Origin of the sequence: Bradyrhizobium oligotrophicum (assembly GCF_051168495.1) — a bacterium.
Lineage (GTDB): Bacteria > Pseudomonadota > Alphaproteobacteria > Rhizobiales > Xanthobacteraceae > Bradyrhizobium > Bradyrhizobium oligotrophicum_A.
Genome location: NZ_JBNPVB010000010.1, coordinates 257,964 through 270,502 on the forward strand (window position 1 = coordinate 257,964; position 12,539 = coordinate 270,502).

A 12,539-nucleotide genomic window follows, 5' to 3' on the forward strand; every position below is an offset into this window, starting at 1 on the left:
CCCCTCAATTCCGTGCTCCTTATTTGTTGGGACGTTCAGCATCGTTGCCGGGCACGCTGAGATGGACCTCGTGTCCTTGTTTGACCGCGATCGTTGCCGCCGCGGCGGCGGATTCGAAGGCGGCCTCCTTGGTCGCGTAGTCGCCATGTGCGTTGCCATCGTGCAGCACGCTCCAATGATCGTCCACTGCAACGATCGCATATTGAGCCAGTCCCATGTCACTCTCCGTCGTTGCTGCGCATCGCCAGGGCGGTCGGCAGCTTGGTGGCCCGACGGTGGCGCCAGAGCGCATCGCCGAGGTCGTGAGAACCGCCGGCGTGAGCGGGCGTTCCGATCGACATGGTCGATTTGCGGAGGGCACCGAACTCCCCGGGAATCGGCCCTGTCCATCGTGGCAATCCAAACCGTCGGGGGGCGGGTCTTGGCCGGGCTTACCGGGTCGCCGCGGGCTGCTCCAATCTGCGAAGTCTTCCGGAGGCCTACCGGCCGGAGCGAGAGCCTGTTAAGCAACTCTGGAGCGCGGGGCGCGCGGCCCCCAATGAGGCGAAAGAGGCATCGGCAATGATTCAGACGGTTGGCATCATCGGAGCAGGCACCATGGGCAACGGCATCGCGCAGGTGTGCGCCGCGGCCGGCGTCCCGATCGTCATGGTGGACATTTCCGAGCAGGCGGTGGCACGCGGGCTCGCGACGGTGGGCTCGAGCCTCGATCGCCTGGTCAAGAAGGACAAGATGACGCCAGCCGACAAGGACAAGGCGCTGTCTCTGATCACGGGCACCACGGACAAGGCAAAGCTGTCGACCTGCGATCTGGTCATCGAGGCTGCGACCGAGAACGAGGAGCTCAAGTTCAGGATCCTCAAGGACCTCTGCGCGAGCCTGAAGCCCGAAGCGCTGATCGCGACCAACACCTCGTCGATCTCGATCACCAAGCTCGCGACCGCCACCGACCGGCCCGACCGCTTCATCGGCATGCACTTCTTCAACCCGGTGCCGATGATGGCGCTGCTCGAGCTGATCCGCGGCCTGCAGACCTCGGATGCCACCCATGCGGCAGCCGTCGATTTCGCCAAGCGGATCGGCAAGGTCGCGATCACCGCCAAGAACAGCCCCGGCTTTGCCGTGAACCGCATTCTGTGCCCGATGATCAACGAGGCGATCTTCGCCTATTCGGAAGGGATCGCAACGGCCGCCGACATCGACGAGGGCATGAAGCTCGGCTGCAATCATCCGATCGGCCCGCTGGCGCTTGCGGACCTGATCGGTCTCGACACCATGCTGTCGGTGATGGAGGTCTTCTACAACGGCTTCAACGATCCGAAATATCGTCCGGCGCCGCTGCTGAAGGAAATGGTCGCTGCGGGCCAGCTCGGCCGCAAGACCGGCAAGGGATTCTACGACTACAACAAATAGCAGAACCACCGCGACCCAATCGTCGCTGCGCGGCGGGGCATCGCTCCGTCGCGCCTTCGATGCAACGGGTTTGCCAGATCGACGGATTCCGATCGACACGGCACAGCGCCGGGCGGGCAAGGGGCAATGCCTCGCTGATGCAGCCCACTAAGCCGCGACCCGGCGTGCCGTTCGTGATGTGCCGCTCTGCGATGGTCCGAAGCGATGCCGTCGCAATCAGCGGATTTGATACTGAGGTGGCGTCATTGAACCTCCCCGAATCTCGCGATCCCTGAGGGTTGCTGCCGCTCGGTCGCCGCAGCGACATCGTGGATCGCCGCGTCGATCGAGTGACGGCGAGATGCTCCTCCTGTGCGGCGATGCTGTCAAGGCGCATCATGACGCTTTAATGAATTCGACGTTACGGCAAGGGTCATGGCGGCAACGGAGCGCAGGAACGACATCGGCGGCGTCCGATGAAATATCGCGGAGAATGACTATATCGTGCGCCTTGCCGGTCGGTATGCGCCGGTCGGCAAGCTGTCATGCGTAGTTCGCCAATCCAGCGAACGTTGGTGAATTGCGACGCGTCACGTCGTCGCTGTTCATCTGCAAGCATGATGGTCCGGCGTAGACTGGCGCCGGGAACCAAGGGAATTCGTGGCGTCTTGTCTGCCGCGGAACCAGACAGCAGGAGAAGAGCAATGAAAGCAACGACGATCATTCTGGCCGCGGCTCTCGTGGGGACCCTGCCTGTGCTTGCTGCCGAGCAGGGCGCAACCGGCGTCGTGACCGGCATCAACCGGCTGAATGGAACGGTCGCGATCAAGCGCGCTCAGAATGGCACCGTGGGCGCCAATGCGTCGGCAGCCGCCGAGGAATTCAAGGTCAAGGACAATGCGATGATGGAGGAGGTACACGCAGGCGATCGCGTCACATTCTCCACCGCCGACGGTGCCGGCGCGAAGACGATCATCAAGCTCGAACGGCAGAAATAGCAGCCATCGCGAGGACAGCATGAGATCGCGCGGAGGTCTCCTGCGCCGAGGTGCATGGGGCCTTTGTCTCTGGGTGATCGTCGGTCTCTGCGATGGCGCAGAGGCCGACGATCTCTATCGGGCCCAGACCGTCGTGACCGGGCAGGGCGTGGACAATCGCCAGACGGGGTTTGCACTCTGCCTGGAGGATGTCCTGATCAAGGTGTCCGGCGCATTCCAACTCCGAGAGGATGCTAGGCTGGCGCCGGCCAAGGCGCGCGCGGGCGAGTTCGTCACGGGCTTCGACTATCACGACCAGATGTCGGGCAAGCCGAAGCACGACGAGCAGGGCACGCGCGACCGGCCCTATGACCTGACCGTGACGTTCAATCGTGCGAAAATCGACGATCTGCTGCAGACGTTCAAGCTCGAGCCTTGGCTGACGCCGCGGCCCACGATTGGCGCGATCGTGGCGATGTCGTTCGGGAGCCGGACCTACCTCGTGACGTCGGACGACCGGCAGTCCGATCTGCAGCGCGAGGCGCTGCGCGCGGCGGCCAGCAAGCGCGGCCTGGCCGTTTCGCTTCCCAGCGCATCGCAGGTCGGCACACTCGCCCTTGACGGCGCTGATCTTCCGCCTGCGGCGTTCGCAGCGTCACTGCCGGATGCCGAGGTGACGTTGCGCGGTCATCTCACCTGGGACGATTCCGATCTCGGTTGGGTGTCGCAATGGCAGCTCGATGCGGCGGGCGCTCAACATCGATGGCAGTTTCGCGGCGTGACCTTCGACGAAGCGTTTCGCCGCGGATTGGGCGGCGTGGCGCAGATCCTGTCCGGCAACGGTGCGCCGTGAGTGGGCGGCGCGTGCCGCTTGCCGATCTCAACCCATCCATCAATGCGGCCCAGACGGACCACCATGTCCACCATAAGGCCGTGAGGTCGCCGCGATAGCCTGTCACGCTCGCCGTCGAGTTCATGCCGGAGCGGGCAAGACGACGCAGACGAGAACGGGCACGTCCCGCGTTCGCCCCGGAAGCCAGACAGGAGGGTGTTCGTGGTGAAACTCGGAACGTATCTCGTCGCCGCAGTGCTGATCGCGGCGCCCGCATCACTCGCTGCAGCAGCGCCTGGCCTCGTGCGCACATCGGCCACGATGCGCGCCGGACCTGGTCCCGGCTTTCCCGTCGTCGACCGCATTCCGGCGGGCGTTCGCATCACCATTTACGGCTGCATTCAAGGTGGCGCGTGGTGTGACGTCAGCTTCAAGAGCGAACGCGGCTGGGTCGCGGCGCAGGCGCTCGCTTATCTCTACCGCGAGCAATACGTTGATCTGCCCGAGTATGTCGAATACGTGCCGGTCGCGCCGTTCGTGCTGACCACCTACTGGAGCAGCTTCTACTTCGGACGTCCCTGGTATCACCGGCACGCGTTCTGGAACCGCTACTGGCACCGGCATCCGCCGGTGATGGCGCAAAATCCGCCGCAGCCTGGAATGAGCCCGCGCGGTGCCGGTCCCGTGGCCCAACCCGCGGCCGGAATGGGCGCGGCGGCTGCAGCCGGAATTCGCCCGCCGCGCGTGGCGACGGGAACACCAGCGCTGGTGGCCGCGCCGGCCGGACCCGGGATCGCAGCAAGGGCTCCCGCGCAGACGGCAACGCCCGTGAATGCCGTGCAACCATCGATCGGACGGCTCGGGGGGCCGTCGCAGAGTGCGCGCGCGCAGATCGGCGGCACGCGAGCCATGATCGGCAGTGGGCCTCAGGTCGGTGCAACGTCCCATTTCGGAGGCGGCTCCGTCATGAGTGCGCCGCGCATCGGGGCGAGCGGTGCCCGTGGCGGCGGCCGGTCCGGGTCCGGTGGCGGGTTCCACCGGCACTGAGCTGGCCGTGCCGTGCAAGGGATATGGGACGGCGAACCGTTACAGGACTGCGCGTGCCATCGTGCCTTGGCCAGTGGCAAAGGCGCGACCAATGACTACATCCGGGTCGTCCTGGTCACTGTCATTCATCTGCCGTGAAAAACTCGTGCTCGTCTTCCTGCTGCTCATCATCGCCCCCATCTCGCTCTCGGCCGCGAACTATCTGCGCGGCGATCGCCGCGGCAGTTGGCAGAGCGCGGATCGCTCGAGTGCGGGCCTGCTGCCGTCTCCTGCGCAGTACGCCGACGCGGTCGTGCGCGTGTTCGCTGCGCGTACGGTGCGCTGGCGCGGCATCTTCGCCGTCCACACCTGGATCGTGGTCAAGGAGAAGGGCGCGCCGCGCTATACTCGCTATGACTACACGGCGTGGGGCGAGCCGATCCGTGTCGACGGCTTCGCGCCGGACGGACGCTGGTTCGGGGCTCTGCCCGAAACGGTGCTGGCCGTCGACGGCGCCGAAGCCGAGCGCGTGATTCCGAAGATCCGCGGCGTGGTCGAGACCTATCGCTTCCGCGCCTATGGCGACTACAACGCCTGGCCGGGGCCGAACTCGAACACCTTCGTGCAGGCGGCGTTGAATGCCGTTCCCGAGCTGAATGCCGTGCTGCCGCCGACTGCCATCGGCAAGGACTTTCCCTATGATGGCTGGTGGGGACGGACGGCGTCCGGAACCGGCCTGTTCGTGTCAGCGGGCGGTTATCTCGGCCTCACCGTCGGCTGGATCGAAGGGATCGAACTCAACGTCTTCGGCGGAGTTCTGGGCCTCGATCTGCGCCGGCCGGCGCTGAAATTTCCCGGGATCGGCCGCCTCGGCATGCCCTTGGCGTGAGGACGCGCGCTGCTCGTGACTGAGTTGCTGGCATGGCGCTTGCTGCAGACCTCCTTCAGGCGCGCGCGATGTCGCGTATGCGCCAGAGGAGGCGGGTGATGAGCACGCTGTTTGCGATCTGCGCGACCTATGAGGTGGATGACGGCACCGCGCGAGGCTTCGTCCTGCAGCGGCGGGAAGCAGATGGAAGCGCCAAGCCCTGGCCGATCCTGGTCACGCGCAAGGGCAACAATTTCTACGGCTTCGAGAATGCCTGCCCGCATCAGGGCTCACGCCTCGACAAGCATCCGGGCGAGTTCATGGACGAGGAAGGCAATTTCCTGGTCTGCAGCCAGCACGGCGCGCAGTTCGATCTCGACACCGGCCAGTGTTTCATCGGGCCGTGTCAGGGCCGCGCGTTGCCGCCGATCAAGCTCGTGATCGACGATGGCGACATCTGCCTGTCCGGGATCGACCTGGACGAAGAGGACGGTCTCGACATCGACGACCCGGAGGATGACGTCCCCGAAGTGCAGATCACGTCGGATTGAGCGGGATCGCCAGGCGTCGGCTGATCAGCGCTTCTTCCGCTCGGCGCGGCTGAAATTGCTGAGATGCCCTTCGCGTGCCGCCTGGGCGCGTGCAGCCTTCATCAGGCCGGGGCTGCGCGCCGGCGGTGCCGGCAGCGACGGCAGGCGGGTGAGCTTTCGTCCGCCGCAGGCCGGACACACCGGTTTCTCCGAAATCCCGATCAGCAACTCGACATCTTCAGCGCAACTGGCGCAATGGAAGCTGTAGAACGGCATGACGCATCCCCTCGTTGGCGGGAGGGGCTTTGCATGAAGCGGGCCAGCACGAATCTGGCGTGACAGCGTCGATTCACGGCCCGATCGGTGCTGATTCGCGTGCCGGCGGACCATTTCGATCCCGGCTGCGTCCCGAACGCGACGCAGCCACCGTCGCGGATTCGACAGGCGCCACGGCGTCCGTTGCCCGGCGGCCGGTCCCGGACATCCAGGCGCCAGCCGGCCGGGGGACGCGGATCAGGCGTGGGTCTTCGGTACGTAGGTGCCGGCGACGCACTTGTAACTCTGCAGCCGCCACTCGTGATACGGACCCTTGGACATCCAGTCTGCGATTCCGATCTGCGCACTGACCGCGCATGATGTCATCGTGATGCCGGACATCTCGCTGTTGGTGACAACCTTCTCCATACAGAGTTGGCCGTTGCAGAGCATTGCGACGAGAGTGACGAGCACGGTGATTCTGCCTCCAAAGAGTGGGACCCGGTGAGGATCGAGAAAGCAGAGTTCGTGCCAAGTTATGAATCCGAGCCGTACTGCTACGGAAGGAAGCGTTACGGGTGTCACTTCATGGCGACAGAAGCGTGACGGATTCACTGCTTACATCACGCATGTTCCTGTGATTGCTGCTGATGAGTTGGCTGTCGGATCGCTGCTATGCAATTTTTCCGGAGCCCCATGCTGATGTAGTTGGGCGACGCCAAACAACAGGCAGCGGCCGCGGAGTGCTGCAGTGTTTGCAGGCAGTTGAATTCGCAGGCCCCGAGACCGATGGCCGTTTGTTGAATTCCGAATGCAGCACCGGGCGAGGTAAGAGGCGGGCTTTCACAGGCATGTGACGATGTTCGCTACGCGGCGGGCTTGCGCGGCGGGGCCGGGGTTCCGTAGGAAGACGAATTAGTCCGGGGGACATCATGACAGCCGATTTCACGCGCCGGGCGTTGCTCAAGCTCACCGGCGCCTCGTCGATGACGATGGCCGCCATCGCTGCCGCGCGGGCCGAAGGCGGTGGCGCGAGCGCGGTCCCCGGTCCGACCTTCGCGAGCCGGACGCCGATCCGCATCGGAATGGTGACCTTGCGGGTGAACGATCCCGACAACGTAGCCGCCTTCTACCGTGACGTCATTGGCCTCGCCGTTCTGCAGCGGACCGAGACCTCGGTCCGTCTCGGAGCAGGCGGGGTGCCGCTGGTCGAACTGGAGCCGCGCCCGGAGGCAAGCCGCGAATCGCCGCGTGCCGCCGGCCTGTTTCACACGGCGTTCCTGATGCCGACCCGCAAGGACCTCGCGCGCTGGCTCGTGCATGTCGCGCGCAACCGGACCCCGCTCACGGGATTTGCGGATCACAATGTCAGCGAGGCCGTCTATCTCGACGATCCCGAAGGCAACGGCGTCGAGGTCTATGCCGATCGCGCTCCCGAACTGTGGCAATGGCGGGATGGCTCCGTCCGGATGGGCACCGAGCAGCTCGACGTCAACGATCTCGTCGCGCTGACCGATAAGCGCACCAGCAACTATGCCGCCGCGCCGGAGGGCCTGCGCATCGGGCATGTCCACCTGAAGGTCGGCGACATCGGTCAGGCGAGCAGTTTCTACACTGGTCTGATCGGCCTCAACACCACACGAACGATCGATCGCGCGGCCTTCCTGTCGTCCGGCCGTTATCACCATCACATCGGCGCCAACACCTGGCACAGCGCCGGCGCCGGACGGCGCGACGACGGCACCACCGGGCTGTCCTGGTTCTCCTTCGAGGTCGGTAGCGCGGATCTGCTCGCCGGCCAGGAGGCGCGCCTGCGTGCTGCCGGCGCGTCGGTGACGGCGATCGCAGACGGGCTGGAAACCGCCGATCCCTGGGGCACGAAAGTCCGCCTGATCAAGGTGTGAGCCGCTTGATTAGCGGCGGCGCTCCTTACCGACCGAGATCGCAGCCTGCGATCAGGCCTCGTTGAGGCCGGCGCCGCGGTCGGTCAGCACCTTTTCCGCCTTGGGCGTCAGTTCATAGATGTCGCCGTCCTTGGCGACATAGCCCTCGCGGATGAGTTCGAGGATTTCGTCCTGGCGGTCGGCGGCAAAGGCGATGGATTGCCCGATGTCGCAGAGCATCGCGATCTGGTGGTCCGTCAGCATGGCCGTCCTCCGGTGGTTCATCCGAACGCGGCTGTCCGGCAAAACGTTCCGGGATGCGGCGCGCGGCCACGCGGAAGTCGGCTCGGCCTAGGAGCCGAACAGCGCCGCGTAGATCACGTAGAGCCAGCCGAAGATGCCGTGGATGATCGCCCACAGGATCGAATGGTTGGCCGAATAGGAGATGGTCATGGCAAGCGCCGAGCCGAACCCGACGCCGTATTTGGCGCCTTCGACGCGGACTGCATAGGTACGGTTGCCGTTCATGGAGCCTCGGACAACATCGTCTGCGGTTCGTGCTCCCTAGGCCTTGCGCACGAACTCGGATTTCAGATTCATCTGGCCGATGCCGTCGATCTTGCAGGCGATATTGTGGCCGTCGCTGGCCTCCTGCAGTCGGATGTTGCGCACCTTGGTGCCGCCCTTCACCGTGGATGACGAGCCCTTGACCTTGAGGTCCTTGATGACGATGACGCTGTCGCCATCCGCAAGCACGTTGCCGTTGGCATCGCGGATGCTGGTATCGTCGGCGGCTGCTGCGGCCACCGCCGCATCGCCGCTCCATTCATGGCCGCATTCCGGGCAGACCCACAGCGCGCCGTCCTGATAGGCGTGTTCGGAGCGGCATTGCGGGCAGGTCGTTGCGTCGGTCATCTCATCCTCGGAGTGCTGCGGGAAGCGTGCGCAGCGTTAGTGGCTCGGATGGAGCCGGGCAAGGAAAATCCCGAAGGGCGGGCAGCGCGCAAGCAGGCTTTGCGCGCCGCCGAGTTTGGCAGCAAGGCAAGTCGCGCCTCGCGTCTCACGCCGCCTTGCGCTCGGGGGCCTTGGCAGCCGACTCGGTTTCGGCCGCGTCCATCGCCCGCAGGTAGGTGTCGAGCAGGGTCTCGTGCTCGTCGCGCTCGTCCTGGTCCTGCTTCCGCAGCTTGATGATCTCCTTCAGGATCTTGACGTCGAAGCCCTCGCCCTTGGCCTCGGCGAACACTTCCTTCTTCTGCTCGTTCAGCTCCGCCAATTCGCCATCGAGGTGCTCGATCCGCTCGACGAAGGACCGGATGCGCGCGCCGGGAATGCCGATCTCTGACATGGTGACTCCTACACTAATGGGGCCCCGAAAATGCGCGGCACTTCGTTGACAATGTCTTAACGTGCGCCGTTGCCCACAACCGCAAAGCCGACGTGCTTAACGCGGAACCGACCGGCTGCGATGGCCGTGCGCGTCATCCGTTCTGCGCAGCCAATTTGCTGAAGGTACGCTTCATCGCATTGACCTTGCCGAGATAGAAGGCGACCGAATGGTCGCCGCAGCGCTCGCCATCGCCAGGCCTGAAGCCGCGGCGTGCGAAGCCAGCGGCGGGACCTGAGCCGCAGAGATGAATCACCGCTGCGAGATCCTGCTTCTGCTGCGCGGTCGGCTTCGCGGCGGGCAGGCGCGCGAGCAGGGATGCGACCTGACGGTCGAGCGAGATCACCGTGAGCGCCACGGCATGGGCAGGCCAGGTGCGGATATACAGGCTCGGCGAGCCGCAGCTGACGCTGACCACCTCGTGATCCCGGATGCAGAACGGCGCGGCGTCGGCAAAGGTGCCGTCGGTCATCTGGAACAGCCCGACGGCGCTGGAGGCCGGCTGATACAGCGCGAACGGGTTCCACGCGAAGCGCCAGCGCCAATAGGTCCGCGCCACCGGATTGCCGGAGCTCTCGGTCTGCGCCAGCGCGGCCAGCAGTTCCGGCGTGACCGTTCGCGTCGCATTCTCGCGGAACAGCGCGCCGTATTGCCGCCAGGTCTCCTCCGGTTCCTTGTCGAGCGAATGCCCAGTTATCGCGAACAGCTCGGTCGGCTTGCGCACGACGTGATAGGCCAGATTGGCCAGCGCGAGCACGCCGACGGCCAGCACGGCGCCGGCTGCCAGCTTCAATCCGCGCGGGGTGGCGCTCGCCGACTGCAGCAGGCCGCGCGCGCCGCGCTGTGCTACTCGCTTCGCCTCGCGCAGCAGCGCGCGCCAGCGCTTCGTGCGGCGCGGCTTGCGTGCTTTTTGTTGCTGCGGTGAAGGGTTGATCGGCAACGGACTACCTCGGAGCGTGGTTTGACGGCCCATGGTTAAGGAAGAATTTGCGCAATTGCGTCATCGTTCCACTTTGTGGTGTGGAAAGACGCGTGATGAAGAAGTCGGTCAGTACTTTGCTGATGGTGCTGTTGTCGGTGCTGGCAGCGGGCATCCTGGTGTCTACGGCGATCCTGATGAGCGGCGCAGCGGGGCGCTATCGCGAGAGCGTGGCGACCGAGCAGCTGACGGCGGCCGACAAGGTGATCTTCCAGAACGTCCTCGTCATGCGCGCCCATCGCGGCGACATCCAGAGCGCGCTGCTCAGCGAGGAGAATCCGCGCGCCAAGTTGACCGACTATCAGGGCGTCGAAGCCAAGGGCTATGAAGGCATCGTCGCGGCATTGGCCGGCGTCGACATGCCCGAGCGCGACGATCTGATTGCGCGACTCAAGGCGAGCTGGGACGCGACGCTGCCGCAATTCAAGCTGCTGTTCGACGAAGGCGAGCGGCCGCGCGCCGAGCGCGTGCTGGCGCGCACCAATGGCTGGTACGAGGCGATGACCAAGACGCTGGACGCTGCCAACGCCGCCTCACTGGCCGTCTCCAACCGTGCCTGGATGACCGACCCTGCGATCGCCAAGATGGTGCAGGCCCGCCGCCTTGCCTGGCAGGTCCGCGATCGCTACGGCCTGCAGTGCTCGGCGCTGCGTCCCAACATCAACAACTCCAAGCCGCTCGACGACGCCCAGCGAAGCGCGGTCGCGCAGGGACGCGGCACCATCAATTCCGGCTGGGCCGGGCTCGACGACCTCACTGCCGGAGCCACGGGCTCGGCGCTCGCCACGGCCGTCAAGACCTCGCGCGGCGAGGTCGAGGCGGCGCATCAGCGGATGGACCAGATCATCAAGGGCCTCGACGGCGGCGGCAAGCCGGTGATGCCGGCGCCGGAATGGAACGCCTTCTGTCAGGGCCCGTTCGCCGGCATCATCGCCATCGGCATGACCGCGCTCGACGCTTCGATCGAGCGCGCCGAGGCGATCAGGACCGCGGCGCTGACCAGCCTCGTCGTGCAGTCGATCGCCTTTACCGCCGCGCTGCTGGTCGCAGGCCTCGCGCTGCGCGCCGTGCGCATCCGCCTGGTGCGCCCGGTCGGCGCGCTGATGCAGGCGATCGAGCGCATCGGCCGGCGTGACTACCAGACGCCGGTGCCGCAATTCCTCCATGCCGACGAGTTCGGCGCGATGGCTGCTGCCCTCGAGGGCCTGCGCGCAAGCGCCGCCACCGCCGAGCAGTTGTCCCGTGAGCGCGAGCTCGACCAGGGCAAGCGGCTGGAGCGCTCGCAGGCGATCGACAGTGCCTGTCGCAACTTCGACGACACGGTGCAGGCGGTCATCGTCAGCATGAGCAACTCGACCGGCCAGCTCGATTCCAGCGCCACCGACGTGCGCAAGCTGGTGGACGATTCCACCGAGCAGACCGCGGCGGTGGCCAGCGCCGCCGAAACTGCGACCACCAATCTCGAGACCATCGCGGCGGCCACGGAGGAGCTAACGGCCTCGGTCTCCGAGATCGCCTCCCAGGTGCAGGCCTCCGCCGCCGACGCGCGCCAGGCGGTCGAGAAGGCTGCGCAGACCAATGCCACCGTCGAGATGCTCGACCGCGCCGCCAATCGCATCGGCGAGGTGGTCAAGATGATCACCGCGATCGCGAGCCAGACCAACCTGCTAGCCCTCAATGCGACCATCGAGGCGGCCCGCGCCGGCGAGGCCGGCCGCGGCTTTGCGGTGGTCGCCGGCGAGGTCAAGAATCTCGCCGCGCAGACGGCGACCGCGACCGACGACATCACCCGGCAGATCGCCGAGATCCAGGCCGCCACCGGCGAGTCGGTCGAGGCAATCCGCGCCATCAGCCTCAACATCTCCGGCATCGACGAGAAGATGACGGCGATCGCGGCTGCCGTCGAGCAGCAGCGCGCTGCCACCACTGAAATCTCGCGCAACTTCCAGCAGGCCGCGCAAGGCACCCGCGCCGTCACCGATACGATCGGCTCGGTCGCGGCGCTCAACCGCCAAACTGGCAATGCGGGCGCGACGATGGTCGACTCCGTACGCCGCATGTCGACCGACGCCGATCGCTTCCGCGTGGCGGTCGAGGGTTTCCTCGGCACGGTGCGCAACGCGTAAGCCGGCGTGAAGGCGCATCGCAGATCGTCCTCGTCGACAACCGGGCGGAGGGTGGGCAAAGCGGCGCCGGAGGCGGCGCGTGCCCACCATCGGCGGCGGGGCTGGGGGCGGTGGGCACGGCGCACGGCAGACTTGGCCTGACGACATCGCGCCCTGGCGCGCCTTTGCCCACCCTCATATGGGGTCTTGTGAGTCAAGTCTCGTTTGATAGGGTTGTTTTTTCGAGGGGCGGTTGGTTTCCTTGAGTGTGTGTGTTCGGTGGAGCGAAGCCGGCGTCCGCGCGCTCT

16 protein-coding genes are annotated in these 12,539 nt (G+C 65.8%); 8 read left to right on the forward strand and 8 right to left on the reverse strand.

Annotated elements, in window-relative coordinates; translation table 11 throughout:
* Nucleotides 1–19 precede the first annotated feature (19 nt).
* Complete coding sequence (locus ACQR1B_RS20575; RefSeq protein WP_434833154.1) at nt 20–217, reverse strand: hypothetical protein; 198 nt, start codon at nt 215–217, stop codon at nt 20–22.
* 344 nt (nt 218–561) lie between these two features.
* Between ACQR1B_RS20575 and ACQR1B_RS20580 the strand changes: the two genes are divergently transcribed.
* The 6 genes from ACQR1B_RS20580 to ACQR1B_RS20605 all read left to right on the forward strand — a co-directional run bounded on the left by ACQR1B_RS20580 (nt 562) and on the right by ACQR1B_RS20605 (nt 5,646).
* Nucleotides 562–1,413 (forward strand): 3-hydroxybutyryl-CoA dehydrogenase, encoded by an 852-nt coding sequence (locus ACQR1B_RS20580; protein WP_434833153.1) that lies wholly within the window; start codon nt 562–564, stop codon nt 1,411–1,413.
* A gap of 683 nt (nt 1,414–2,096) precedes the next feature.
* Nucleotides 2,097–2,390 carry a copper-binding protein gene (locus ACQR1B_RS20585; protein ID WP_434833152.1) on the forward strand — a complete coding sequence of 98 codons (294 nt, stop codon included), beginning with the start codon at nt 2,097–2,099 and terminating at the stop codon, nt 2,388–2,390.
* Between the two features lie 19 nt (nt 2,391–2,409).
* Nucleotides 2,410–3,222: a DUF2066 domain-containing protein gene (locus ACQR1B_RS20590; RefSeq protein ID WP_434833151.1), complete on the forward strand. Its 813-nt coding sequence runs from the start codon at nt 2,410–2,412 to the stop codon at nt 3,220–3,222.
* Nucleotides 3,223–3,423: 201 nt separating this feature from the next.
* A complete protein-coding gene (locus ACQR1B_RS20595; RefSeq protein ID WP_434833150.1) occupies nt 3,424–4,248 on the forward strand; it encodes an SH3 domain-containing protein in 825 nt (274 codons plus the stop codon).
* A 145-nt stretch (nt 4,249–4,393) separates the two neighbouring features.
* On the forward strand, nt 4,394–5,116 hold the full coding sequence (locus ACQR1B_RS20600; RefSeq protein WP_434833149.1) for a DUF3750 domain-containing protein: 723 nt from the start codon (nt 4,394–4,396) through the stop codon (nt 5,114–5,116).
* 98 nt (nt 5,117–5,214) lie between these two features.
* Entirely contained in the window at nt 5,215–5,646 is a 432-nt protein-coding gene (locus tag ACQR1B_RS20605) for a Rieske (2Fe-2S) protein (protein ID WP_434833148.1), read from the forward strand.
* Nucleotides 5,647–5,670: 24 nt separating this feature from the next.
* Here ACQR1B_RS20605 and ACQR1B_RS20610 read toward each other — a convergent pair whose 3' ends face one another.
* Entirely contained in the window at nt 5,671–5,901 is a 231-nt protein-coding gene (locus ACQR1B_RS20610) for an FmdB family zinc ribbon protein (protein WP_434833147.1), read from the reverse strand.
* Nucleotides 5,902–6,138: 237 nt separating this feature from the next.
* Nucleotides 6,139–6,354: a hypothetical protein gene (locus ACQR1B_RS20615; protein WP_015667138.1), complete on the reverse strand. Its 216-nt coding sequence runs from the start codon at nt 6,352–6,354 to the stop codon at nt 6,139–6,141.
* Nucleotides 6,355–6,812: 458 nt separating this feature from the next.
* Between ACQR1B_RS20615 and ACQR1B_RS20620 the strand changes: the two genes are divergently transcribed.
* A complete protein-coding gene (locus tag ACQR1B_RS20620; RefSeq protein WP_434833146.1) occupies nt 6,813–7,784 on the forward strand; it encodes a VOC family protein in 972 nt (323 codons plus the stop codon).
* Between the two features lie 51 nt (nt 7,785–7,835).
* Here the strand turns inward: ACQR1B_RS20620 and ACQR1B_RS20625 are convergent, their stop codons facing one another.
* The 5 genes from ACQR1B_RS20625 to ACQR1B_RS20645 all read right to left on the reverse strand — a co-directional run bounded on the left by ACQR1B_RS20625 (nt 7,836) and on the right by ACQR1B_RS20645 (nt 10,018).
* On the reverse strand, nt 7,836–8,027 hold the full coding sequence (locus ACQR1B_RS20625) for a hypothetical protein (RefSeq protein WP_434833145.1): 192 nt from the start codon (nt 8,025–8,027) through the stop codon (nt 7,836–7,838).
* Nucleotides 8,028–8,114: 87 nt separating this feature from the next.
* On the reverse strand, nt 8,115–8,291 hold the full coding sequence (locus tag ACQR1B_RS20630) for a hypothetical protein (RefSeq protein ID WP_284416339.1): 177 nt from the start codon (nt 8,289–8,291) through the stop codon (nt 8,115–8,117).
* Between the two features lie 36 nt (nt 8,292–8,327).
* A complete protein-coding gene (locus ACQR1B_RS20635; protein WP_434833144.1) occupies nt 8,328–8,678 on the reverse strand; it encodes a zinc ribbon domain-containing protein YjdM in 351 nt (116 codons plus the stop codon).
* Between the two features lie 145 nt (nt 8,679–8,823).
* Nucleotides 8,824–9,108 carry a DUF2312 domain-containing protein gene (locus tag ACQR1B_RS20640; RefSeq protein WP_434833143.1) on the reverse strand — a complete coding sequence of 95 codons (285 nt, stop codon included), beginning with the start codon at nt 9,106–9,108 and terminating at the stop codon, nt 8,824–8,826.
* Nucleotides 9,109–9,241: 133 nt separating this feature from the next.
* The gene (locus ACQR1B_RS20645) at nt 9,242–10,018 is read right to left on the reverse strand and encodes a transglycosylase SLT domain-containing protein (RefSeq protein WP_434833386.1); all 777 of its coding nucleotides are present in this window, start codon (nt 10,016–10,018) and stop codon (nt 9,242–9,244) included.
* Nucleotides 10,019–10,182: 164 nt separating this feature from the next.
* Here ACQR1B_RS20645 and ACQR1B_RS20650 point away from each other — a divergent pair, with 164 nt between their 5' ends.
* Complete coding sequence (locus ACQR1B_RS20650) at nt 10,183–12,252, forward strand: methyl-accepting chemotaxis protein (RefSeq protein WP_434833142.1); 2,070 nt, start codon at nt 10,183–10,185, stop codon at nt 12,250–12,252.
* Nucleotides 12,253–12,539 lie beyond the last annotated feature (287 nt).